The following is a 26,544-nucleotide window of genomic DNA, read 5'->3' as shown; positions in this document are numbered from 1 at the left end:
TCAGGCGCCCATGGCGTCGACGAGGCTCTTGGGGCGCATGTCGGTCCAGTTCGCCTCGACGTGGTCCAGGCAGTCCTGGCGGGACGCCTCGCCGAACACCACGCGCCAGCCGTCGGGCACGGGGATGAAGTGCGGCCAGAGGGAGTGCTGGTTCTCGTCGTTGACCAGCACGAAGTAGGTGCCGTTCTCGTCCTCGAACGGGTTGGTGCTCATCGCGGGTCTCCTTCGGGTCGCGGCGTCGTCAGGGCGGCGTCGACCGCCGTGGCGACCTCGTCGAGGACGTCTCGACGAGTCATCTCTTCGTGGGGTGCGGGCACGTCGTGCACGCGGATGGCGCCGGTGACGTGCGGCGCCCACCGGTCCGGGTCGCGTTCCGGGTGGTCGGCGGCGTCGGTGGCGCGGAAGAACAGCAGGTCGCCGTCGAAGCGGCGCGGGGTGTGGGCGGACAGGGCGCGGCCGTTGGCCAGGTAGGTGGTCAGGACGGCGCGGGCGAGGTCGTCGGTGGTCTGCTCGTAGCCGCCGAGTTCGGTGCGCACCACGGCGACGGCCCGGGCGTGGCCCTCGGGGGTGGTGAGGTCTTCGGGGCTCAGGCCGGTGCCGGCGAACGCGTCGGCGAAGACCTCTTCGGTGCTCAGCGGTGTGGCGTCGGCGCGGGGGTAGGAGTCGAGGACGGCGAGCAGGTCGACGGTCTCGCCGGCTTCCTGGAGGCGGACCGCGACCTCGTGCGCGAGGTGGCCGCCCATGGACCAGCCCAGCAGGCGGTACGGGCCGTGCGGCGCGACGGTGCGGATGTGGTCCACGAAGCGGGCCGCTTGGTCGCCGAGGGACGGAGGATCGCCGAGGGGGCGGTGGTCGCTCGGTTCGAGGGAACGAGACCGGCTGCCGAGCGAGCGGTCGTCGGGCGGGTTCTGGCGGGCCGTTGCCGGGAAGTCCGCCTGGAGGCCGTAGAGCGGCACGTCCGGGTCGAGCGCGCCGAGCAGCCCGGTGTAGCACCAGCTCAGGCCGGAGGCCGGGTGCAGGCAGAACAGCGGCGGCGCGGTGCCGCCCGGCCGCAGCGGCAGGACCGGGCCCAGGGCGTCCACACCGGTCGCGGCCGGGTCGCCGTCGAGGCGGCGGGCGAGTTCGGCCGGGCTGGGCGCCTCGAACAGCGTCCGCACGGTCACGTCGGCGTCGAACCGCGACCGCACCCGGTCGGCCAGCGTCACGGCCAGCAGCGAGTGGCCGCCCGCCGCGAAGAACCCGCGATCCGGGTCGAAGGCGTCCACCCGCAGCACCTCGGCGAACATGCGGCACAGCAGGTCCTCGGTGAGGTTGCGCGGCGCACGGCCGGCGGTCGCGACCGCCGTGGGCACGGGCAGGGCGCGGCGGTCCAGCTTGCCGTTGGCGTTGAGCGGCAACGACTCCAGCGCGGTGAACGTGCCGGGCACAAGGTGCGCGGGCAGCTCGGCGGCCACGTGGTCGCGCACCGCGTCCGGGTCCGGCGAAGCACCGGGCTCGGGCACGAAGTACGCCGCCAGCCGCTGGTCACCGGGCACGTCCTCGCGCACCGCGACGGCCGCGTGCGCCACCCCGGCGCACCGCGCCACGGCGGCCTCCACCTCGCCCAGCTCCACCCGGACGCCCCGGATCTTCACCTGGTCGTCGACACGGCCCAGGTACACGAGCACGCCGTCGTCGTCCCACCGCGCCAGGTCGCCGGTGCGGTACAGGCGCGAGCCGGGCGGGCCGAACGGGTCGGCGACGAACCGCGTCGCGGTCACGCCGGGGCGGCCGAGGTAGCCGCGGGCCAGCTGCACGCCCGCCAGGTACAGCTCGCCCGGCGCGCCGGGCGGCACGGGTGCGAGCCGGGCGTCCAGCACGTACGCGCGGGTGTTCCACACCGGCCTGCCGATGGGCACGCGCGGGTCGTCCGCGTCGCACTGCCACGACGTGACGTCGACCGACGCCTCGGTGGGGCCGTACAGGTTGTGCAGTTCGGCGGAGTACGCCGCCAGGAACCGGTCCCGGGTCGCGGGCAGGAGCGCTTCGCCGCTGCACACCACCCGGCGCAGGGTCGGGCAGGGCGCGGGCTCCACCAGGAACGAGTCCAACATGGACGGCACGAAGTGGACGGTCGTCACCCCGTGGTCGTTGATCGCCCGCGCGAGGTACGCGGGATCGCGGTGGCCGTCCGGCTTGGCGACCACGATCGCCGCACCGGTGATCAACGGCCAGAAGAACTCCCACACCGACACGTCGAACGTGTACGGCGTCTTGAGCAGCACCCGGTCGTCGGCGTCGAGGCCGTAGCGGTCCTGCATCCACCGCAGGCGGTTCACGATGCCCCGGTGCGGCACGCCGACGCCCTTGGGCGTGCCCGTGGAGCCGGAGGTGTGGATGACGTACGCCAGGTCGTCCGGCCGCGCCCGGCTCACCGCCACCTCCCGCACGTCCGCGCCGTGCACCTCCACCACCGGCAGGCCGTCGAACGCCGCCGGGTCGTCGGTCACCACGCACACCGGCCGGGCCTCGGCCAGCAGCACGGCGCGCCGCCGGGACGGCAGGTCGGTGTCCAGCGGCAGGTAGGCCGCACCGGACTTCAGCACGGCCAGCAGCGCCACGACCAGGTCGGCCGAGCGCGGCAGCGACACGGCCACCAGCGCGTCCGGCCCGGCGCCCGCGGCGGCGAGGCGGCGGGCCAGGCGGTCGGCGGACGCGTGCAGCGCGGCGTAGTCCAGCACCCGGTCGTGGTCGATGACGGCCGTGGCGTGCGGCGAGGACGCCCCTTGCCGGTCCAGCAGGTCGGTGAGCGTGACGTCCTCGACGGGCGTCGCGGTGGCGTTCCACTCGTGCAGCACGCGGTCGCGGTCGGCGTCGTCCAGCGGCGTGAACGCGCTCAGCGGCCGGTCCGGGTGCTCGACCAGGTCGGCCAGGACGCGCAGCAGCCAGTCCAGCAGGCGGCGGGCGACGGCCGCGTCCACCAGGTCGGGCCGGTGGTCCAGCCGGAACGCCAGGTCCTCCCCCGGCACGCCGATCAGCGTCACGGGGTAGTGCGTGGCGTCGCGGGCCTCCACGTCGATCAGGAACGCGCCGCCGGCCAGCTCGGTGTTGTCCTCGTCGCCGGCCGGGTAGTTCTCGAACACCAAAGTCGTGTCGAACAGCGGCCCGCGCCCCACCCGGCCCTGCAGGTCGGCGAGGTTGACGTGCTGGTGCTCCAGCAGGCCGGTCTGCTGCGACTGGAGCGCGTCGAGCAGGTCCGCGGCGGTGTCGTCGGGCGACCAGCTCACCCGCACCGGCAAGGTGTTGATGAACAGGCCGATCATGCGCTCCACGCCCGGCAGCTCGGGCGGGCGGCCCGACACCGTGCCGCCGAACACCACGTCGGTGCGACCGGTGTGCACGCCGAGCGTGAGGCCCCACGCGGCCTGCACGACGGTGTTGACCGTCCAGCCGCGCTCACGGGCCAGCTCGCCGAGCCGCCCGGTCAGCTCCACGCCCAGCTTCGCCTTCAGCCGCGCGGGCGGCGCCTGCTCCCCCGGCCGTCCCGCCCCGCCGACCAGCGTCGGCTCGGAGACCCCGTGCAGCACCTCGTCCCACGCCTTGCGGGACACCTCGTGGTCGCGGGCGTCGAGCCACGCCAGGTAGTCGCGGTAGGGCGCGACGGGCGCCATGCCCTTCTCGTCGCCGTGCCGGTCGTACAGCTCGAACAGCTCGTCCAGCAGCACGGGCATCGACCAGCCGTCGACCGCGATGTGGTGCAGGGTGAGGGCGAGCCGGAAGTCCTTGAACGGCATCCGGAACAGCACGCACCGCAGCGGCACGTCCTCGTGCAGCGCGAAGCGGCGCAGCCGTTCGGCGTCGTAGCGCTCCTCGAACCGCGCTTCCGCCTCGGCGACGGACAGCTTCGAGCAGTCCACCACCTCCCACGGCACGTCGACGTGGTCGAGCACGACCTGCACGGGCTGGTCGAGCCCTTCGTGCACGAACACCGACCGCAGCCCGGCGTGCCGCCGCACCAACGCCCGCACGGCGTCGTGCAGCGCGTCCACGCCGAGTTCGCCGTAGAGGTCCACGGCCACCTGGACGGTGTAGAAGTCGAGGCCGTCGGTGTCGTGCAGGGCGTGGAACAGCAGGCCCTGCTGCAACGGGGCCAGCGGGAGGATGTCCTCGATGCGCGGTGCGGCGCTCATGCTCGGCCCGCCTTCCTCATCATGGCCTCCAAGTGGTCGATGTTCTTCTGCGACAAGGGCACCAGCGCCACGTCGGAGGGCGTGAGGCCGCCGGCGCGCGGGTCGCGGGCGTGGGCGGCGAGCGCGGCCAGGGCGTCGCGCCACAGCCCGCCGAGCGCGACCACGTCCGGTTCGTCGAGCAGGGCGGCGGGCCACGACAGGGCGGCGACGAGACGCGGCCCGCCCGCGCCGTCCTCGGTGAAGGCGTTGACCTCCAGCACGTGGGCGAACGGCAGCCCGTCGTCGCCCACCGCGCCACCCGCGTCGGACGACGGCGTCCAGTCGCGGCCGGTCGCGCCGACGCTCGTGCGGCCCAGGTAGTTGAACCCGATCTGCGGCGCCGGGCAGGCGGCGAGCTTGCCCGCGGTGTCCGGGTTGAGGTGGCGCAGCAGGCCGTAGCCGAGGCCGTGGTCGGGCACCGCGCGCAGCCCTTCCTTGACCTGCTTGAGCGCCGCGCCCACGGGCTCGCCGGCGGCGAGCACGTCGTCCCACCGCAGCGGCGGCACGTCCACCCGCACCGGGTAGAGGTTGGTGAACCAGCCGACCGTGCGGGACAGGTCCAACCCCGGCGCCACGGCGTCCTCGTGCCTGCCGTGGCCCTCGCGGTCCACCAGCAGCGCGTCGGGCAGCCGTTCGCCGCGCCGGGCCAGCCACTCGCGCACGGCCAGGCCGAAGCCGGTGAGCAGCACGTCGTCCACGCCGACGCGGAACGCGGCGGGCGCGGTCGTCAGCAAGGCCGTGGTGACGTCCGGGTCGACCTCGACCACCGCGGTCCGCGCCGTGGCGAGGGTGTCGCGGCGCGGGTCGAGCGGGCGTGCGGCGAGGGCGGGTTGGGCGGTGTCGGCGGTGGCGAGCCAGTGCGGCAGCTGCTCCGCCCACCGCGGTTGCGTCGCCGCCTCGGCGAGGCGGGTGGCCCAGCGCCGCCACGACGTCCGCACCGGCGGCAGCTCGGGCGGGACGCCCAGGCGGGCGGCGGTCGCGGCGGAGGCGAGGTCGGGCAGCAGGACCCGCCACGACACGCCGTCCACGACCAGGTGGTGCGCCAGGACGAGCAGCCGGCCGGGCGCGTCGGGCCCGGCGTCGAACCAGACCAGGCGCAGCATCACCGCGTCGTCGGGTCGCAGGGCGCGGCGGGCGGTCTCGGTGTGCTCGGCGACCACCGCCGCCAGGTCGCCCTCGGCGAGTCCGGCGACGTCGACGCGGGCGACGTGCTCCTCGGCCCGCACCGCGCCGTGCGGCAGGACTTCCAGCGCCCAGCCGTCGTCGTCGCGGTGCAGCCGGGTGCGCAGCGCGTCGTGGTGGTCGAGCACGACGGCCAGGGCGTCCACCAGGTGCCCGGTGGTGGTCCCGGCGGGTGTGGCGACCACGTGCGACTGGTTGAACCCGTCGATCGGGCCGCCGCCGGCGCGCAGCCACTCCACGATCGGCAGCAGCGGCACCTCGCCCACGCCGTCGCGGTCGGCCACGTCGTCCTGCTCGGTCAGCGGCACGGCGACGTCGGCGAGGCGTCGGACGGTCTTCAGCTCGAACACGTCGCGCGGGGTGAACACCCAGCCGGCCGTGCGGGCGCGGCTGACCAGCTGGATCGACATGATGCTGTCGCCGCCCAGGTCGAAGAACCCGTCGTCCACGCCGACCCGCTCCACCCCGAGCACGTCGGCGAAGACCATGGCCAGGGCCTCTTCCACGGCCGTCCGGGGCACGGTCACCGGCGCGGCTTCCCGGTGCGGGGCGGGCAGCGCGCGGCGGTCGACCTTGCCGTTGACGGTCAGCGGCAGCTCGGGCAGCACCACGAACGCCGACGGCACCGAGTAGTCCGGCAGGGCGGCGACGGCCGCGGCACGCGCTCGCGCCACGTCCACGTCGTCGCCGACGAGGTAGGCGACGAGCCGGCGTTCACCGGGCCGGTCCTCGCGGAGCACGACCGCCGCGCCCGTGACGCCCGCCCGGCCGGTCAGCGCGGCCTCGACCTCGCCCGGCTCGATCCGGAAGCCGCGCAGCTTCACCTGGCCGTCGGTGCGGCCGACGAACTCCAGGCTGCCGTCGCGGGACCAGCGGGCCAGGTCGCCCGTGCGGTACATGCGGTCGCCGGGCGCGCCGTGCGGGTCGGGCAGGAACCGCTCGGCGGTGAGCCCCGGTCGGGCCAGGTAGCCGCGGGCCAGCTTGCCGCCGGCCACGTACAGCTCGCCCGTCACGCCCGGCGGCACGGGCTGGAGGCGGCCGTCCAGCACGCGCAGCGCGGTCCCGGCCATCGGGGCGCCGATGGGCAACGGGCTCGCGGCCACGTCGCCGGGCAGCACGGCGTGGCGCGAGGCGAACGTGGTGGTCTCGGTGGGGCCGTAGCCGTTGACCAGCACCAGGTCCGGGCACGCCCGGCGCACGGTGGCCACGGCGTGCTCGGACACCACGTCACCGCCGGTCCACACCTCGCGCAGGCCCGCCAACGTCTCCGGCGCCTCCTCCGCGACCACCCGGAACAGGCCCGAGGTGAGCCACAGCGCGGTCACGCCGTGCCGGCGGATCGCGGCGGCCAGACCGGCGATGTCGACGTCGTCCGGCGAGTCCACGACGGCGGCGCCGCCGTTGAGCAGCGGCACCCACATCTCGTACGTGCTCGCGTCGAACGCGTAGGAGGAGTGGACGAGGACGCGGTGGTGCGCGCCCGTGGTGAAGATCGAGTCGGTGGCCAGCTCCACCACGTTGGCGTGGGTGACGGCCGCGCCCTTCGGCACGCCCGTGGAACCGGACGTGTGGATGACGTACGCCAACTGGTCCGGGTGCGGTGTCGGCAGCCCGGTGTCGGGTGCGGGCGGCAGCTCGGCCGTGAAGTCCACGACGTGCGCCGGTGCGGCCAGGCCCGCGGGCAGGTCGGCGCGGTCGGTGAGCAGGACCGCCGCGGCGGTGTCGGCGAGGATCAGGTTGTGCCGCTCGACGGGGTTGCCGTCGTGCAGCGGCACGTACGCGCCGCCCGCGTAGAGCGTGGCGAGGGTGGCGACGGTCCGCTCGGCGGTGCGGCGGGCGAGCACGGCCACCCGCGTCTCGGCGCGCACCCCGATCCCGACCAGGTGGTGGGCGAGCGCGCGGGCGCGGGCGTCCACCTCGGCGTAGGTGAGCTCGCGGTCGCCGTCGACCAGGGCCACCGCGTCCGGGGCCTTCGCGAGCTGGGCGCGAAAGCGGCCGACGACCGTGTTGCGGGCCCGGTGGGACGGGTTGCGGCCCCACACGTCCAGCACGATGCCGCGTTCACCCTCGCCCAGGACCGGCAGTGCGCTCACCGGGGTGGCGGCGTCGGCGGCGACGGTCCTCAGCACGCGCGTCAGGCGTGCGCCGAGGGCTTCGGCGGTGGGGCGGTCGAACAGGTCGGCGGCGAACTGGATGGTGCCCTCCAGGCCCGCCGGCGCGCCGTCGCGGTGGGTCTCGCCCAGGTCGAACGACAGGTCGAACTTCGCCGGGCCCTCGCCGAGGTCCACCAGGTCCAGGCTCAGGCCGGGCAGCTCCAGGTCCGGCTCGGGCGCGTTCTGGAGCACGAGCATCACCTGGAACAGCGGGTGCCGCGCGACGGACCGCTCGGGGTTGAGCGCGTCCACGAGCCGGTCGAACGGCAGGTCCTGGTGCGCGAACGCGGCCAGGTCGGTCTGCCGGACCCGGCCGAGCAGCTCCTCGAACGCGGGGTCGCCGGACGTGTCGGTCCGCAGCACGAGCGTGTTGACGAAGAAGCCGACCAGGTCTTCCAGCGCGGCGTCCGTGCGGCCCGCGACGGCCGTGCCGAGGACCACGTCCTCACCGGCGCCCAGCCGGGTCAGCAGCGCCGAGATCGCCGCCTGGAGCACCATGAACAGGCTCGTGCCGGTTCGGCGGGCCAGGGTCAGCAGGTCGGCGTGCAGGTCGGCGTCCACGTGCCACCGGACGAGGCCGCCGCGGTGGGAGGCGACGGCGGGCCGCCTCCGGTCGGTCGGCAGCTCCAGCGCGTCGGGGATGCCGTCGAGCTGCCGCCGCCAGAACTCCAGCTGCGCCGTGCCCGTCGAGTCCGGGTCGCCGTCCGCGCCCAGCACGTCGGCCTGCCACAGCGCGTAGTCCGCGTACTGGACCGGCAGTTCCGGCAGGTCGGGGGCGCGTCCGGCGAGGCGGGCGCGGTAGGCGTGGCCGAGGTCGCGGGTCAGCGGCGTGAACGACCAGCCGTCGCCCGCGATGTGGTGCAGCACCAGCAGCAGCACGTGCTCGGAGGGCGACAGCTCGAACAGCCACGCCTTGAGCGGCAGTTCGCGGGCCAGGTCGAACGTGCACGCCGCCGCCTCGTCCAGGCGTTCGCGCAGCGCGGTCGCGTCGGTGGTGCGCACGCTGAACGCCCGGGTCAGCGCCTCGTCGGCCTCGGCGGCGGGCACCACGAGCTGGCGCGGCGTGCCGTCGGAGTCGGGGAAGACGGTGCGCAGCGACTCGTGGCGGGCCAGCACGTCGCCGAGCGCGGCGCGCAGCGCGGTCACGTCCAGGTCGCCGGAGAGCCGCAGCGCGATCGGGATGTTGTACATCCCGTTGGCGTCCTCCAACCGGTCGAGGAACCACAGGCGGCGCTGGGCGAACGACAGCGGCACCACGTCGGGCCGCTCGGCGCGGGTGACGCCCTCGCGGGCGGCGCCGGCGGCGGTGGCGCGGGCGGCCAGCAGCGCGGGCGTCGGGGCTTCGAACACCGCGCGCAGCGGCAGTTCCACGCCCATCGCCGCACGCACCTGGCTCACCAGGCGCGTGGCGAGCAGCGAGTGGCCGCCGAGGTCGAAGAACCCGTCGTCCACGCCGACCCGGTCCAGGCCGAGCACGTCCGCGAACACCGCGCACAGCACCTCTTCGGCGGGTGTGCGCGGCGCGGCGTCGCCGATCGCGGCGGCGTCCGGCGCGGGCAGGGCCCGGCGGTCGAGCTTGCCGTTGGCGTTCAAGGGGAATGCGTCGAGCACGACGAGCGCGGCGGGCACCATGTAGGCGGGCAGGGTCGCGCGCACGGTGTCGAGCACGGCGGCCGGGTCGAGGGCGCGGGCGGGCACGACGTACCCGACGAGCCGCTTGTCCCCCGGCCGGTCCTCGCGGACCACGACGGCGGCGCGGTCCACGTCGGCGTGCCGGGCGAGCGCGGACTCGACCTCGCCGAGCTCGATCCGGAAGCCGCGCAGCTTCACCTGGTCGTCGGAGCGGCCGAGGTACTCCAACTGGCCGGCCGCGCCCCAGCGCACGAGGTCGCCGGTGCGGTAGAGCCGCCCGCCGCGGCCGAACGGGTCGGCCACGAACCGCTCCGCGGTGAGCGCGGCGCGCCCGACGTAGCCCCGGGCCAGGCTCTCGCCCGCCAGGTACAGCTCACCGGGGGTGCCGGGCGGCACGGGCCGCATGGCCGCGTCCAGCACGTAGGCGCGGGTGTTCCACAGTGGACGGCCGGTGGGCGCGGGGCCGTCGAGCGGGTCGGGCGCCGTGGAACCCCACTGGAGGGTGTAGACGGTGGCCTCGGTGGGTCCGTAGATGTTGTCGATCCGGGCGGCCGGGAGGGCGGCGCGCACGTCGTTGTAGACGCTCGCGGGCAGGCCTTCGCCGGCCAGCACGACGGCCCGCGCGTCCAGCTCCACCCCGGCCGCGAGGACCTGGGCGAACACCGAGGGCACGCCGCTGACGAGGCCGCCCGTCCAGCCGCCGCGCTCCACGAGGGTGGTCAGGTTCTCGACCACCTCGACCCGACCGCCCACCGTGAGCGGGGTGAACAGCTCGAAGACGGACACGTCGAAGTTCAACGAGGTGGACAGCAGCACCGAGGACAGCTCGTCGGCGGTGAAGTGGTCGGCGGCCCAGCCGACGAGGTTCGCCATGCCGTGCCGCGTCACGGCCACGCCCTTGGGACGGCCGGTGGAGCCGGAGGTGTGGATGACGTAGGCGAGCGACCCGCCGTGCACGGCCGGGGTCGGTGGCGCGACGGGCCGGGTGAGGCGTTCGGCGACGGCCGGGTCGTCGAGCAGGACGAGCCGGTCGGCGGCGGCGGCGGTGAGGCGGGGAGCCGTGGTGCGGTCGGCCACCACGCACACCGGTCGGGTGTCGTCCAGCACGAACGCCACCCGCTCGGCCGGGTGGCCGGGGTCCAGCGGCACGTACGCGCCGCCCGCCTTGAGCACCGCGAGCAGCGAGACCACCGCTTCGGACGTGCGGGGCAACGAGACCGCGACCACGGTCTCCGGCCGCACGCCGCGGGCCACGAGCAGGGCGGCGAGCCGGTCGGCGCGGGCGTCCAGCTCGGCGTACGTGAGCACGCGGTCGGGGCCGACGACGGCGATCGCGTCCGGCGTGCGGCCCGCCTGCCGGGCGACGAGCCGTTCCACGAACACCTCGGGCACGGGCCGCGCGGTGTCGTTCCACGTGTGCAGCACGCGTTCGCGTTCGGCGGGGTCGAGGACGTCCACCTCGCCGAGCCGGATCGCCGGGTCGGCGACGACGGTCTCCAGCAGCCGCACGAGCCGCCGCACGAGCACCCGGGCGGTCGACGCGTCGAACAGGTCGAGGGCGTGTTCGAGGTCGCCTTCCACACCGGCCGGCCGCCCCGCGTGGTCGTGGGTCTCGCGCAGGTCGAGCAGCAGGTCGAACTTCGCCGCGCCGCCGGGCACGTCTTCGAGGTCGATGGCGAGGTCCGGCAGGTCCAGGTCGGCCTCGGGGGTGTTCTGCAGCACGAGCATCACCTGGAACAGCGGGTGGCGCGCCAGCGACCGGCGGGGGTTGAGCACCTCCACCAACCGCTCGAACGGCACGTCCTGGTGCGCCAACGCGGCCAGGTCGGTCTGCCGCACCCGTTCCAGCAGTTCCTTGAACGTCGGGTCGCCGGAGGTGTCGGTGCGCAGCACCAGCGTGTTGACGAAGAACCCGACCAGGTCGTCCAACGCCTCGTCGGAACGCCCGGCCACCGCCGTGCCCAACGGGATGTCGGTGCCCGCGCCCAACCGCGTCAACAACGCCGCCACGGCCGCCTGGAGCACCATGAACACCGTCGTGCGGGTCTGCCGCGCCAGCGCCACGAGCCTGGTGTGCGTGTCGGCGTCCAGCCGCAACGGCACCCGCCCGCCCCGGTAGGACGCCACCGCCGGGCGCGGCCGGTCCGCCGGCAGCTCCAGCACCTCGGGCAGCCCGGCCAGCTGGGCGCGCCAGAACTCGACCTGCGCGGCGAGCGCGCTGCCCTCCTCCTCGTCGGACCCGAGAACGCGCCGCTGCCACAGCGTGTAGTCCGCGTACTGCAACGGCAGCGGCGGCAGGTCCGGCGCCGTGCCGGCCAGCCGCGCGCGGTAGGCCGTGCCGAGGTCGCGCAGCAGGGGCGTCAACGACCAGCCGTCGCCCGCGATGTGGTGCACCAGGAACAGCACCACGTGCTCGTCGGGCGCGAGCTCGAACAGCCACACCCGGCACGGCGGCTCGGCGGCCAGGTCGAACCGGTGGCCCAGGGCGTCGGCGATGGCGGCGGGCAGGTCGTCCTCGTCCACCTCGACGTGCGCCACCGGCAGGTCGGGCGCGTCGAGCACGTGCTGGCGCGGTTCGCCGTCGACCTCGGGGAACGTGGTGCGCAACGACTCGTGCCGGGCCACGACGTCGCGGAACGCCGCCGTGAGCGCGTCCCGGTCCAGCCGCCCGGTCAGGCGCAGCGGCAGCGGCACGTTGTACATGCCCGCCGCCTCCTCCAGCCGGTCGAGGAACCACAGGCGCCGCTGGGCGTACGACAGGGGCAGCACGTCCGGGCGGGGCAGCACCTCCACGTCGTGGCGGGTGCCGCGGGCGCGTTCGGCCAGCGCCGCCAGCGCGGCGGGCGTGGGCGCTTCGAACACCGAGCGGATGGACAGCTCGACGTCCAGCACCGACCGGACCCGGCTGACCAGGCGGGTGGCGAGCAGGGAGTGGCCGCCGAGGTCGAAGAAGCTGTCCTCCACGCCGACCGACGGCAGGTTGAGGACCGTGGCGAACACGCCGACCAGCACTTCCTCGGTGAAGTTGCGCGGGGCACGGCCGGTCGCGGCGGTGCCGCCGACCACGTCCGGCGCGGGCAGGCCGCGGCGGTCCAGCTTGCCGTTGGTGGTCAGCGGCAGCGCGTCGAGCCGGACGAACGCCGACGGCACCATGTAGTCCGGCACGGCGGCGGTGACGTGCGCGTGCAGCGCGACCGGGTCGAAGTCGTGGCCCTCGGCGGGCACGACGTAGGCGACGAGCCGCTGGTCGCCGGGCTGGTCCTCGCGCACGACCACGCCGACCGGCCCGGTCGAGGGGTGCCGGGACAGCACGGACTCGATCTCGCCCAGCTCGACGCGGTAGCCGCGGATCTTCACCTGGTCGTCGGCGCGGCCGGCGAACAGCAGGTCGCCGTGCTCGCCCCACCGGGCCAGGTCGCCGGTGCGGTACATGCGGGTTCCGCCAGAAGAATTGGATGCAGCGCCGTACGGGTTGGCGACGAACCGGCCGGAGGTGAGACCTGGCCGGGCCACGTAGCCGCGGGCCAGGTTCTCGCCCGCGATGTAGAGCTCGCCGACGACGCCGGGCGGCACCGGGCGCAACGCGTCGTCCAGCACGTACGCCTGCGTGTTCCACAGTGGACGGCCGAGCGACAGCACCTCGGCCGGGATCTCGTCGCCCGGCTCGACCACGAGCGACGTGCAGCCGACCGTGGTCTCGGTGGGGCCGTACTCGTTGACCACGCGGGCGCCGGGGTGGCGCTTGCGCCACACGTCGAGCTGCGCGCCGGGCAGCGGCTCGCCGCCCAGGACGAGTTCGGCGGTCGGCGAGTAGGCGTCCGGCAGCACGTCGAGCACGGACAGGTGGCTGGGCGTGCCCTTGAGGTACGCGAAACCGGCCGCGGTGGGGCTCGCCGGGTCGATGCCCCCGTCGGCCAGGTCGCCCAGGTGCACCGCGCCGCCGGAGATCAGCGGCGCGTACAGGCCGGTGACGGTGAGGTCGAACGTGACGGGCGAGTGCAGGAACGCGCCGGACCGCACGGACGGGTAGGCGTCGACCGACCACTGGAGGTAGTTCACCGCGGCGCGGTGCTCGACCAACGTCCCCTTGGGACGCCCGGTGGAGCCGGAGGTGTAGATGACGTACGCGGCGTGCTCCAGCCGCAGCGGCGCGCGTCGGTCGGCGTCGGTCAGCGGTTCGGCGGAGCGGGTGGCGTGGTCCAGCTCGTCGAGGACCGACGTCGGCACGTCGAGCGCGGCGAGGCGGGGCGCGAGGGTCGCGTCGGTGACCAGCCGCACGGGCCGGGTCTCGCCGAGCATGTCGGCGAGCCGTTCGGCGGGCTGGTCGGGGTCGAGCGGCAGGTAGCCCGCGCCGGTCTTGAGCACCGCGAGCAGCGTCGTGACCAGGCGCGTGCCGCGCGGGAGCGCCACCGCCACCAGGGTTTCCGGCCCGGCGCCCTGCTCGACCAGCAGGCGGGCGAGGCGGTTGGCGTCGGCGTGCAGCTCGGCGTAGGTGCGCTGCTCGGTCCCGTGCACCACGGCGGTCTTGTCCGGGGTCTCGGCGGCCTGCCGGTCGAGCAGCGCGGTCAGGTGCAGCGGCTCCACGGGGTGGTCGGTGTCGTTCCAGTCGACCAGGATGCGGTCCCGCTCGTCCGCGTCGAGCAGGTCGACGGCGTTCACCGGCCGGTCGGGGTCGGCGGCGATGGCGCGCAGCACCAGCCGCAGCCACTCGCCCATCCGCGCCACGGTCGCCCGGCCGAGCACGTCGGGCCGGTAGTCCAGGCGGAACGCCAGCCGCTCGCCGGGCAGGCCGACGAGGCTGATCGGGTAGTGCGTGGCGTCGCGGGCCTGGAAGTCGGTGATCCGCACGCCGCCGCCCAGCACGGGCGCGGTGTCGACGTCGACCGGGTAGTTCTCGAACACCATCGTGGTGTCGAACAGCTCGCCGTGGCCGGTGCGGCGCTGCACGTCGGCCAGGCCCACGTGCTGGTGCGCGATCAGCCCGGCCTGCCGGTCCTGCACGGCCGTCAGCAGGTCGCCCAGCGACTGGCCGGCGGTCCACGACACCCGCACCGGCAGCGTGTTGATGAACAGGCCGAGCATCGTCTCCACGCCCGGCAGCTCGGCGGGCCGGCCGGACACCGTGCCGCCGAACACGACGTCGCGGCGGCCGAGGTAGCGGCCGAGCACCACGCCCCACGCGCCCTGGGCGAGGGTGTTCATCGTCCAGCCGCGGGCGCGGGAGGTGCGGGTGAGGGCGTCGGTCAGCTCGTCGTCCAGCTCGACCAGCACGCCGTCGGGCACCACGGAGGCGTTGTCCGCGGCCGACCCGACGAGCGTCGGCCCGTCGAGGCCCGCCAGCACCTCGTCGTAGGCGGACAGCGCGCCGTCCACGTCCTGGCGCTTGAGCCAGCCCAGGTAGTCGCGGTAGGGGGTGACGCGGGGCATCGCGGAGTCGTCGCCCGCGTGCTCGTAGAGGGTGAACAGCTCGTCCAGGAACACCGGCGTGGACCAGCCGTCCATCAGGATGTGGTGCATGGTCAGCAGCAGCCGGTGCACCCGGCCGGGCAGCACGACCAGCACGAACCGCAGCAGCGGCGCGCGGGCCATGTCGAAGCGGCGGGCGCGTTCCTCGTCGACCAGGTCGGTGTAGTCCGCCTCCGGGTCGGCGGCGGCGGTCAGGTCGACCTCGCGCCACGGCGCGCGCACCTCGCGGCGCACCACCTGCACGGGCCGGTCCAGGCCCTTGTGCCGGAACCCGACGCGCAGGTTCGCGTGCCGGCGCAGCAACGCGTCGGCGGCGGCGCGGAGCGCGGGCACGTCCACCGGGCCGGTCAGCTCGGTGGCCATCTGCACGGTGTAGACGTCCAGGCCGTCGCGGTCGTACAGGGCGTGGAAGAGGAACCCCTCCTGCAACGACGACAGCGGCAGGACGTCCTCGACTGCGGACTTCTTGCTCATCGGTCCAAGTCCTCGCTCTCGTCGTCTTCGTCGTCTTCCAGCAGGTCCAGCTCGTCCTGGCTGAGCGGGACCAGGTCGACGTCGGACGGGGTGAGCCCGCCCGCCGCCGTGCCCCGGACGTGCTCGACCAGCCCGCGCAGCGCCTCCCGCCACGCCGTGCCGAGGTCGGCGGCCTCGGTGTCGGCGAGCAGGTCGGCGGGCCAGGCGAGGGTGGCGGCCAGGCGTGGGCCGTCCGGTGTGTCCTCGGTGACGGCCGTGACCTCGATCGCGTGCACGAACGGCAGGTCGTCGTGGCCGACGGGCGCGGTGAAACCGGGCGCGGGCAGCCACAGCCGGTCGCCGCCGGGCGCGGCGGTGTCGACGCGGCCCAGGTAGTTGAACGCGATCTGCGGCGCGCCCAGGCCCGCGAGCTTGCCCGCCGTGTCGTCGTTGAGGTGGCGCAGCAGGCCGTAGCCGACGCCCTTCTCCGGCAGCTCCCGCAGCTGTTCCTTGACCCGCTTCAGCGCGGTGCCCGCGGCGGGTCCGCCAGCGAGCAGCTCGGGCCAGCCGACCCGGCCGGGGTCCAGCCGCACCGGGTGCACGCTGGTGAACCAGCCGACCGTGCGGGACAGCTCCACGTCCGGCACGACGTCCTCGCGGCCGTGGCCCTCGACCTGGAGCAGCACGGAGGTCTCCGCGCCGCGGCCGCGCCGTTCCCGCCACCGGCCGACGGCCAGCGCGAGCGCGGTGAGCAGCACGTCGTCCACGCCCGCGTGGAACGCGGCGGGCACCTCCGTGAGCAGCGGCGCGGTGTCCGCCACGGTGAGGACGACTTCGCTGGTGCGCGCGGTGCCGACGGTGTCGCGCGCCGGGTCGAGGGGGCGTGCGCCGAGCAGCGGGTCCGGGCCGTCGAGGACGGCGGTCCAGTACGGGAGCTGGTCGGCGCGGGCCGGGTCGTGCGCGGCGTCGTGCAGCAGGTGCGACCAGCGCCGCCACGACGTCCACACGGGTTCGAGCACGGGGTCGCGGCCGGCGGCGAGGGCGTGCCACGCCTGGGCGAGGTCGGGCAGCAGGATGCGCCACGACACGCCGTCCACCGCGAGGTGGTGCACGACCAGCAGCAGGTCGCCGGGGTGCGCCGGGCCCGCGTCGAACCACACCGCCTGCACGAGCACGCCCCGTGCCGGGTCGAGGCGCCGCCACGCGGTGTCGGCCTCGGCGCGGACGGCCGCGGCACGCGCGGTGTCGTCCAGCCCGGTCACGTCCACGCGGCGGGTGAGGTCGGCGGCGCGGACCGTGCCGCGGTCGGCGATCTCGTAGACCCACTCGCCCTCCGCGTCGCGGTCGAGGCGGGCGCGCAGGGCGTCGTGGTGGTCCAGCAGCGCGTCGAGCGCGCCCAGCAGCCGGTCCCGGCCCAGTTCCGCCGGCACGGCGACGAGCTGGGCCTGGTTGAAGCCGTCGAGCGTGCCGCCGCTGTCGAGGAACCAGCGCACGACCGGCGTGAGCACGGCCGGGCCGCTGCCGGTCGGGTCGGCCACGAGGCGGGCGTCGGCGGGCTCGACGGCCACCCGGGCGAGTTCGGCCGCGGTCTTGCGCTCGAACACGTCGCGCGGGGTGAACACCAGGCCCGCCCGGCGGGCGCGGCTGACGAGCTGGATGGAGCCGATGCTGTCGCCGCCGAGGTCGAAGAAGCTGTCGTCCACGCCGACGTCGGGCAGGCCGAGCACGTCGGCGAACACCGCGCACAGCGCCTCTTCACGTGCGGTGCGCGTGCCCTCCGGTCGGGGTGTCGGATCGGGGGCGGCGGGCGCGGGCAGCTCGGCGTGGTCGAGCTTGCCGTTGCGGCTCAACGGGAGTTCGTCCAGCACCACCACCGCGGACGGCACCATGTAGTCGGGCAGTTCGGCGCGCAGGGCGGACCTCAGGGCCGCCGGGTCCAGCCGCGTGCCCGGTGTCGCGGTGACGTAGGCGACGAGCCGGGGCGTGCCGCCGTGGTCCGGGCGCAGCAGGACGGCGCACGTGTCGACGCCGTCGTGGCGGCGCAGCGCGGCTTCCACCTCGCCGGGTTCGACCCGGAAGCCGCGCACCTTCACCTGGCCGTCGACGCGGCCGAGGAACTCCACGTGCCCGTCGGGCAGGCGGCGGGCGAGGTCGCCGGTGCGGTACATGCGCGTGCCGGCGCCGGTGAAGGGGTCCGCGACGAACCGGTGGGCGGTGAGGGCGGGTCGGTCGAGGTAGCCGCGGGCGACGTTCGGGCCGGACAGGTACAGCTCGCCGGGCACGCCCACGGGCACGGGCCGCAGCCAGGCGTCGAGGACGTGCGCCCCGGTGTTGAGCACCGGCGTGCCGATGACGGGGGCGGGGTGGTCGGCCAGGTCGGCGATCATCGAGTCCACTGTGGACTCGGTGGGGCCGTAGAGGTTGAGCGCCACCAGTCCGGGCGTGGCGCGCAGCGTCTGCCAGAGGTGGGAGGGCACCGCTTCGCCGCCGAGCAGCACGACGGAGGGGTGTCGCTCTTCGCCGTCCAGCAGGCCGTGGGCGATGAGGTGGTCTGCATAGGACGGTGTGGTCTCGATGACGTCGATGCGCTCGTGGCGGAGGTGGGCCACGAGGGCGTCCGGGTCGCGGCGGGCGTCGTCGCCGATGACGTGCAGCTCGTGGCCGGCGAGCATCCAGAGCACTGGGTCCCATGACGCGTCGAACGCCACGGGCGCCGTCAACGCCGCCCGCAACCGATCACGGCCGAGGCGGTTCGCGATGGGGGCGAAGACGTGTTCTTGGTGGTGGCCCAGGAGGTTCGCGAGCGACCCGTGCTCGACCACAACCCCCTTGGGCCGACCGGTCGACCCGGAGGTGTAGATGACGTACGCGGCATCACGCGCCGTCAACGGCCGGGTCCGGTCGGCATCGGTGGGCGCCGCGTCAGTGCGGTCCGTGTCACCGGAGGCGATGTCGATACGGGCCGCGTCGCCAAGAATCGCATCCCTGCGAATCCCATCGCCACCAACCAGATCAGCGCGCACGGCATCCATGCGAACCACATCGGCGCGGACCGACTCGACACCGGCCACGTCGGCGCCGACCGCCTCGGCGCGGACCGACTCGGCGCGGGCCGCGGCGGTGTGGGCCGCGGCGGTGTGGGCCGCGGCGGTGGAAATTGCAGGTTTGCGGATTGAACCGACATCAGGCGCGTCGGCGCGGGCCGATGCAGTGATGACCGCCTCGGTGCGGGCCCTGTCGTGGTGGGAAATGGCGGTGGGAATTGCAGGGTTGCGGTTTGAACCGGGGTGGGGCGTATCGGTGTGCGGGGATGCGGTGCCGACCGTGGTGGGTGGGGTGTCCAGGATGATCCTGGCCGGTTCGGGCGGCAGGGTGGCGGCCGTCGCCGTGTCCGTGATGATCAGGACCGGGCGGGCGTCGGAGAGGGTGGTGCGCCGCCGTTCCTCCGGGTGGTCCGGGTCGAGCGGCAGGTACACGGCGCCCGCCTTCAGCACGGCCAGCAGCGCAACGACCGTGTCGACCGAGCGCGGCAGCACCACGGCCACCAAGTCGCCGACCGCCGTCCCCCGGCGGAGCAGGGTGTGTGCGAGCCGGTTGGCCCGGCGTTCCACCTCGGCCGCCGTCAGCCGAACCTCACCGGCCACCAACGCCTGCCGATCACCGTGCACCGCGGCGAACCGCTCGAACGCGGCGAGCACCGTCTGATCAGGCACCGAACCGACCGGTCCGGCGGCACCCCGGGCCAGGTGGTCCGCCTCCCCGGGCGCGAGCAGGTCCAGCTCACCGACCCGCCGCGACGGCTCGGCCGTGGCCTGGTCCAGGACGCGGGCGAACCAGCCCGCCACCCGGATCGCCGTGTCCTCGTCGAACAGGTCCCGGCTGTACTCCAGCTCCCCGCTCAACCCCGCGGGCTCACCGTCGGACTGCCGCTCGGCCAACGTGAACGACAGGTCGAACTTGGCGGGCCCGGCCGGCAGGTCCACCACCTCCGGCGTGACGCCCGGCAGGTCCAGGTCCGGGTCGGCGTTGTTCTGCAGCACGAGCAACACCTGGAACAACGGGTGCCGAGCCAGCGACCGCCGCGGCGCCAGCTCCTCGACCAACCGGTCGAACGGCACGTCCTGGTTGGCGAACGCGGCCAGGTCGACGTCGCGCACCCGCTCGACCAGCTCGGCGAACGACGGCTCACCCGACGTGTCCACCCGCAGCACGAGCGTGTTCACGAAGAACCCGACCAGGTCGTCCAACGCCTCGTCACGCCGACCGGCCACGGGCGTGCCGACCGGGATGTCGACGCCCGCACCCAACCGGGTCAGCAACGCGGCCAGCGCGGCGTGCAGCACCATGAACGGGCTGGCGCCGTGCGCAGCTGCCAATCGCGCCACACGGGCGTGCACGCCCGCATCCAGCCGCAACGGCACGGAGCCGCCCTCGTGCTCCGGCCGACCGGCACGGGGCCGGTCCGCCGGCAGGTCCACCGTGTCGGGCAGGTCGGCCAGCCGGGCGCGCCAGTGGTCGAGCTGGGCGCGCAACGGGCTGTGCTCGTCGTCGTCGGAACCGAGCACGTCGTGCTGCCACAACGTGTAGTCCGTGTACTGCACGGGCAACGGCGTGGACTCCGGCGCGACGCCGGCGTGCCGGGCGCGGTACGCGACGCCGAGGTCGCGCAGCAGCGGCGCGAGGGACCAGCCGTCGGCGGCCACGTGGTGCAGCAGCAGGAGCAGCACGTGGTGGTCGGCGGCGAGCCGGTACAGCCGGACGGCCACGGGCAGGTCGTCGGCCAGGGCGAACTTGTGCCGCACGGCGTCGGCCAGCTCGCCGGTCAACGCCTCCTCGGTGGTCTCGACCCGCCTGGTCGCGGCGCTGAGCAGCGCGACAGCCGCCGCCGGGTCCAGCACCGCCTGCCGCGGCGCGCCGTCGACCTCGGGGAACACGGTCCGCAGCACCTCGTGGCGCACGACGACGTCGGCCACCGCCGCGAGCAGCGCCGAGTCGTCCAACGCCCCGGTCAGCCGCACGGCCAGCGGCACGGTGTACATGCCGCCCGCCTCGTCCAGCCGGTCGAGGAACCACAGGCGCTGCTGGGCCGCGGACAACGGCACCACGTCGGGCCGGGGCCGGGGCGTCACGCGGGCACGGGCGGGCGCGGCGTCGTGCAGGGCGCGGGCCAGCCCGGCGGGCGTCGGGTGCTCGAACACCGCGCGGATCGGCGCCTCCACGCCCAGCACCGCACGGACCCGGCTGATCAGCCGCATGGCGAGCAGCGAGTGGCCGCCGAGGTCGAAGAACCCGTCGTCCACGCCGACCGACTCCACCCCGAGCACGTCGGCGAACAGCCCGCACAGCGCCTTCTCCACGCCGTGCGCCGCGCGGGACGGCGACGGGGCGGCGGTGGCGGGCGCGGGCAGGGCGTGCCGGTCGACCTTGCCGTTGGCGTTGAGCGGCAACGAGTCCAGCTCCACCACCACCGACGGCACCATGTACGCGGGCAGCGCGTCGCCGACGTGGGCGCGCAACGCCGCCTGGTCCACGACCACGCCCTCGCCGGGCACGACGTACGCGACGAGCCGACGTTCACCGCGGTGGTCGGCACGCACGGCGACGACCGCGTGCGCCACGTCCGGGTGCCGCGCCAGCACGGCCTCGACCTCGCCGGGCTCGATGCGGAAGCCCCGCAGCTTCACCTGGTCGTCGGCCCGCCCGTGGAACGCCAGCCGTCCGTCGGGCAGCCGCCGCACCAGGTCGCCGGTGCGGTACATGCGCTCGCCGGGCGGCCCGTACGGGTCGGGCACGAACCGCTCGGCGGTGAGCCCGGCCCGGCCCAGGTAGCCGCGCGCGAGCCCGGTGCCCGCCACGTACAGCTCGCCCACCGCGCCGGGCGGGGTGAGCCCGAGGTCGGCGTCGAGGACGTGCACGCGCGTGTTGTCCATCGGCAGACCGATGGGCATGGCCTCCGGGTCGGGTTCGCCGGGCCGCAGGGCGAAGCGGGTGGCGAACGTCGTGGTCTCGGTGGGGCCGTAGCCGTCGACGACGGTCAGGTCCGGGCAGTGCGCGCGGACGCGGGCCACCGCGGCGGCGGGCACGACGTCACCGCCGGTCCACACCTCCCGCACGCCCGCCAGGCACGTCGGCGCCTCCTCCGCGACCAGCCGGAACAGCCCGGCGGTCAGCCACAGCGCGGTGACGCGGTGGTCGGCGACGACCCGGCCGAGCGTGACGATGTCCAGCACGCCCGGCGGCGCGACGACGACCGTGCCGCCGGACAGCAGCGGGGCCCACAGCTCGTAGGTGGCGGCGTCGAAGGCGTGCGACGAGTGCAGCAGCACGCGGGCGTGCGCGGGCGTGGTGAACAGCCGGTCGGTGGCCAGTTCCACGACGTTCGCGTGCGTGACGGCGACGCCCTTGGGCACACCCGTGGAGCCGGACGTGTGCATCACGTACGCGAGCTGGTCGGGGTGCGCACGCCGGTTCAGCGGTCCCGCGGCGGGCGGCTGCTCGTCGGTGCGCACGACGTGCACGGGCGCGGTCAGCCCCTCGGGCAGCGCCGGCCGGTCGGTGACCAGGACGGGCGCGTCGAGGTCCGCGAGCACGAAGTCCAGGCGCTCCACCGGGTACGACTCGTGCAGCGGCACGTAGTAGCCGCCCGCCTTGAGCACCGCGAGGATCACGACCACCAGCGCGGGCGACCGGTCCATCAGCAGCGCGACCGGCGTTTCGGCGGCGACGCCCGCGGCGGCGAGCCGGTGCGCCCACCGGTCGGCCTCCGCGTCGAGCTGCCGGTAGGTCAAGGAGCCCTCGTCGGACACCACGGCGGGCGCGTCGGGCGTGGCGGCGGCCCGCGCCTCGAACCGGGCGACCAGGGACGTGCCGTCGACGGGCCGGGCGGTGTCGTTCCAGGTGACGAGTTCGGCGTGCCGTTCGTCGGCGGTGAGCAGGTCGAGGCGTCCCAGCGGGGTGGCGGGGTCGGCGGCGACGGCCGCGAGGAGCGTGCCCAGCCGGGTCACCAGGTGCCGCGCGGTGGCCTCGTCGAACAGGTCGAGCGCGTACTCCAGGGCGCCGGCGACACCGGTGACCGCGCCGCTGTCGTCACGCGTCTCGTACAGGTCGAACCACAGGTCGAACTTGGCCACGGCCGTGCGCAGGTCGGCCACGGCGACGTCCAGGCCCGGCAGCTCGACGTCCGGGTCGGGCGTGTTCTGGAGGACCAGCATCACCTGGAACAGCGGGTGCCGCGCCAACGACCGGCGCGGGTTCAGCTCCTCCACCAGCCGCTCGAACGGCACGTCCTGGTGCGCCAACGCGGCCAGGTCGGTCTGCCGCACCCGTTCCAGCAACTCGCGGAAAGTCGGGTCGCCGGACGTGTCCGTGCGCAGCACCAGCGTGTTGACGAAGAACCCGACCAGGTCGTCCAGCACCTCGTCGGAACGCCCCGCCACCGCCGTCCCCAGCGGGACGTCGGTCCCCGCGCCCAACCTCGTCAACAACGCCGCCACGGCCGCGTGCAGCACCATGAACACGCTCGTGCGCGTCTCCCGCGCGATGTCGGCCAGCCGACCGTACAGCTCGCCGTCCACGGTCAGCGGCACGCGGGCGCCCCGGTGCGACGGCACGTCCGGGCGCGGTCGGTCGGCGGGCAGCTCCAGCACGTCGGGCAGGCCGGCGAGCCGGTCGCGCCAGAACCGGACCTGGCGGCTGAGCGCGCCGTCCGGGTCGTCCTCGTCGCCGAGCGCGTCCCGCTGCCACAGCGCGTAGTCCGCGTACTGCAACGGCAACGGCGTGAACTCCGGGGCGACGCCCGCGTGCCGGGCGCGGTAGGCCGTGCCGAGGTCGCGCAGCAGCGGTGCCAGCGACCAGCCGTCGGCGGCGATGTGGTGCACGACCAGCAGCAGCACGTGCTCGTCGGACCCGGGTCGATCGCCGCCGGTCTCGAACAGCCACAACCGCCACGGCAGGCCGTGCGCGAGGTCGAAGCGGTGGCCGGTGGCGGCGGTCATCTCCGCCGCCGGGTCGGCGACGGCCACCGCCTCCGCGTGGTCGGGCAGCAGGCGCAGGGCGTCGGCCGCGTCGAGCACGTGCTGGACGGGCTCGCCGCCGACCTCGGGGTAACGGGTCCGCAGCGGCTCGTGGCGGGTGACGACGTCGCCGAGGGCGGCCAGCAGCGCGGCCCGGTCGAGCGGTCCGGTCAGGCGCAGCGGCAGCGGCACGTTGTAGGTGCCGCCGGTCTCGTCCAAGCCGTGCAGGAACCACAGCCGGCGCTGGGCGGACGACAGCGGCACGAGGTCCGGGCGCGGCCGTGCGGCGGGACGGGAGCGGGCGACGGCGGCCCCGTCCACGACGAGCGCGAGCCCGGCCGGGGTCGGGTGGTCGAACACCGAGCGCAGGGACAGCTCCACGCCGAGCGCGGCCCGCACCTTGCTGATCAGCCGGGTGGCGAGCAGCGAGTGCCCGCCGAGGTCGAAGAACCCCTCGTCCACGCCGACCCGCTCGACGCCGAGCACGTCGGCGAACACGGCGACCAGCAGTTCTTCCAGCGGCGTGCGGGGCGCGCGGCCGGCGGCGCCCGCGTCGGGCGCGGGCAACGCGTGCCGGTCGAGCTTCCCGTTGGGCGTCAACGGCAACGCGTCCAGCCCGACGAACGCCGACGGCACCATGTACCCCGGCAACCGGGACTCCGCGGTCGCCCGAAGCGCCGTCACGTCCACGTCGGCGGGCGTCACGTACGCGACCAGCCGCTTGTCCCCGGGCCGGTCCTCGCGCACGACGACCGCGACCGCGTCGACGGCGTCGGTGAGCGCGGCCTCGACCTCGCCCAGCTCGATGCGGTGGCCCCGGACCTTCACCTGGTGGTCGCGGCGCTCCAGGAACACCAGCGACCCGTCGGCGCGGCGCACCACGTAGTCGCCGGTGCGGTACATGCGGCCGCCGGGACGCGGCGTGAACGGGTCGGGCACGAACACCACGCCCGTGCGGCCCGGGTCGCCGAGGTAGCCCCGGCCGACGCCCTCGCCGCCGACGTAGAGCTCGCCGGGCGTGCCGACCGGCACCGGCCGCAGCCGGTCGTCCAGCACGTACAGGCGGGTGTTGCGCAGCGCGCTGCCGATCGGCACGCCGTCGGCCACGTCGGCGGGCGAGGTGATGAAGGCGTGCGTGACGTCATCGGCGCACTCGGTGGGTCCGTAGGCGTTCATCAGCGGGATGCCGGGGAACGCGTCGAGCCAGCGGGCGCACAGGTCGGCGGGCAGCGCCTCGCCCGTGGCCACGAGCAGGCGCAGCGAGGCCAGCCCGGGCCGGCCGCCGTCGGCGTCCCACAGGTCCAGCGCGGCGCGCAGCAGCGACGGCACGACCTCCAGCACGGCCACGCGTTCGGCGTCGGTCCGGTCGAACAGGCCGCGCGGGTCGGCGGCGAGCTCCCGGGTGACGACCCGCGCCGTGCCGCCGGCCACGAGCGGCGCGAGCATCTGCCAGATGGAGATGTCGAACGTCAGCGGCGCGTTCTGCACCACGGTGTCCACTTCGGACAGCGCGCAGTCCTCGACCTTGGCCAGCAGGTGGTTCACCATGCCCCGGTGGGTGACCATGGCGCCCTTGGGCTTGCCGGTCGACCCTGACGTGAACAGCACGTACGCCAGGTCGTCCCCCGCGCCGACGGGCTCGGGCCAGTCGTCGGTGACCTCGTCGGTGACGAGCACCAGTTCGGCACCCAGGTCGCCGGCGAAGGAGGCGACGGCGGGCGAGGCGAGCACGAGCCGTGCGCCGCTGTCGGCGACGAGCGCGCGGCCGCGGGCGATCGGCGCGTCGGAGTCCACCGGCACGTAGGCCGCGCCCGCGCCGAGCACCGCCAGCACGGACACCACGAAGTCGCGGCCCGGGGCGGTGGGCAGCGCGACGACGTCACCGCGCCCGACCCCCGCGTCCCACAACCGGCGGGTCAGCGCCGCGGCGCGCCCGGCCAGTTCGGCGTAGGTGGTCGGCCCCTCGTCGTCCACCACGGCCACCGAGTCGGGGGTGCGGCGGGCGTGATCCCGAACCCGGCGCACCACGCCGTCCTCGTCGTCCAACGGGGCGTCGGTGCGGTTCCAGCCGTCCAGCGCCTGGTCGCGCTCGGCGGCGTCGAGCAGGTCGAACGAAGCCAGCGGCGCGTCCGGGTCGGCCAGCAGCCGGTCGAGCAGCCGCAGCAGCCGGTCCAGGTGCCCGGCCACCTCGTCGGCGGTGTAGAGGAACTCGTTGCCGTCCAGGTCGATCCGCACGGGGTTGCCGTCGGACCGGTCGTAGGCGGTGATCTCGACGTCGTCGATCACGCCGTTGGACAGGTTGTGCGCGGTGACCGGGTGTCCGCCGAAGGTCACGTTGTAGTCGAACGGCATGATGTTGACCACGACGTTCGCCAGCTGGCCCGCGCCGCGCACCAGGCCGAGGTCGCGGAGCACGTCCTCCTGCCGGTACCGCTGGTGCTTGAGCGTGGTGCGGGCCTCGACGGTGGTGCGGCGCAGCACGTCGACGAACGTCACCGCCGGGTCGAGGTCCACGAACAGCGCGAGGATGTTGCTGACCATGCCGGGCGTGTCGCGCAGCAGCTTGCTCTTGCGCGCCATCACGGGGAAGCCGACGGGCGTGGTGCGGGCGCCCGTGACCAGGTGCAGGTAGACGGCGGTGGCGGCGGTCAGCGCCATCGGCCAGGTGGACGCGTTGGCCCGGGTGAGCTCCTTCATCCGGTCCATCAACGCCGGTTCGACGTGCGCGGTGGCGCGGGCGGGACGGGCGCTGGCGGGCGCGGTGCCCGAGGTGAGGCCGACCGGCGCGGGCCGGTCGGCGAGGCGGGTCCGCCAGTGCTCCTGGTCGCGGCGGTAGGCGTCCGAGGCCCGGTACGCCGCGTCGTCGTCCAGGTACTGCTGGAGGGTGGCGAACGCGCTGGGCGGCGGCTCCTCCCCCGCCACGAGCGCCGAGTAGACCGTGGCGAGGCGGTCGGTGAAGATGCGCCCGCTCACCCCGTCCGCGATCACGTGGTGGTTGCGCTGGTAGTACAGGTACCGCTCGTCCTCGACCTTGAACAGCGCGTCCACCGACAGCGGGCCCTTTTCCAGGTCCATGGGCCGGTAGAGGTCGTCGTCCATCCACGCCACCGCGTCGCCCACCGGGTCGGCGCGGTCGGTGTGGTCGAAGAAGTCCAGGTGCGGGTCGGGAGCGAGGAACTGCCACACGCCGTCGGCGTCCTCGGCGAACCGGACCTGGACGGTCTCGGCCTCCAGCACGGTGCGGCGCAGCGCCTCCTCGAACAGCGCCACGTCCACCGCGCCGTGGATCTCCAGGTACTCCGACATGACGAACACGTTGTCGGGGTTCAACCGCTGGCCGTACCAGATCCCCAGCTGCCCCGGGGAGAGCGGCCACCGCCGCCTGTCCTCGCTCATGTCCCTGGTCCTCCCTAGCCCTCGTCCCGTGGTCCCGGCCCG

Annotated in this window: 4 protein-coding genes; all 4 read right to left on the bottom strand. The window is 74.9% G+C overall.

What is annotated here, in order from left to right; translation table 11 throughout:
- From ABTZ99_RS30315 to ABTZ99_RS30300, 4 genes are read right to left on the bottom strand one after another with little or no spacing between them, the layout of a single operon-like run.
- Complete coding sequence (locus tag ABTZ99_RS30315) at positions 1-213, bottom strand: MbtH family protein (protein WP_498783558.1); 213 nt, start codon at positions 211-213, stop codon at positions 1-3.
- Entirely contained in the window at positions 210-4,169 is a 3,960-nt protein-coding gene (locus ABTZ99_RS30310) for an amino acid adenylation domain-containing protein (RefSeq protein WP_499616045.1), read from the bottom strand. Before ABTZ99_RS30310 ends, ABTZ99_RS30315 begins: the two co-directional genes overlap by 4 nt.
- On the bottom strand, positions 4,166-15,115 hold the full coding sequence (locus ABTZ99_RS30305; RefSeq protein ID WP_499616043.1) for a non-ribosomal peptide synthetase: 10,950 nt from the start codon (positions 15,113-15,115) through the stop codon (positions 4,166-4,168). The genes ABTZ99_RS30310 and ABTZ99_RS30305 overlap by 4 nt, the downstream gene beginning before the upstream one ends.
- Positions 15,112-26,502, bottom strand: coding sequence for an amino acid adenylation domain-containing protein (locus tag ABTZ99_RS30300; protein ID WP_499616041.1), 11,391 nt, complete (start codon positions 26,500-26,502; stop codon positions 15,112-15,114). Before ABTZ99_RS30300 ends, ABTZ99_RS30305 begins: the two co-directional genes overlap by 4 nt.
- Positions 26,503-26,544: the final 42 nt, after the last annotated feature.

The organism is Actinosynnema sp. NPDC002837, assembly GCF_040295345.1.
Classification (GTDB): Bacteria; Actinomycetota; Actinomycetes; order Mycobacteriales; family Pseudonocardiaceae; genus Actinosynnema.
Note: the sequence above shows the minus strand (reverse complement) of the source record. Positions and strands in the feature narration are given on the sequence as shown.

What these genes read in the sequence shown, in the direction of transcription:
- ABTZ99_RS30315 (WP_498783558.1), bottom strand. Translation starts at nt 213, where the DNA reads ATGAGCACCAACCCGTTCGAGGACGAGAACGGCACCTACTTCGTGCTG.
- ABTZ99_RS30310 (WP_499616045.1), bottom strand. Translation starts at nt 4,169, where the DNA reads ATGAGCGCCGCACCGCGCATCGAGGACATCCTCCCGCTGGCCCCGTTG.
- ABTZ99_RS30305 (WP_499616043.1), bottom strand. Translation starts at nt 15,115, where the DNA reads ATGAGCAAGAAGTCCGCAGTCGAGGACGTCCTGCCGCTGTCGTCGTTG.
- ABTZ99_RS30300 (WP_499616041.1), bottom strand. Translation starts at nt 26,502, where the DNA reads ATGAGCGAGGACAGGCGGCGGTGGCCGCTCTCCCCGGGGCAGCTGGGG.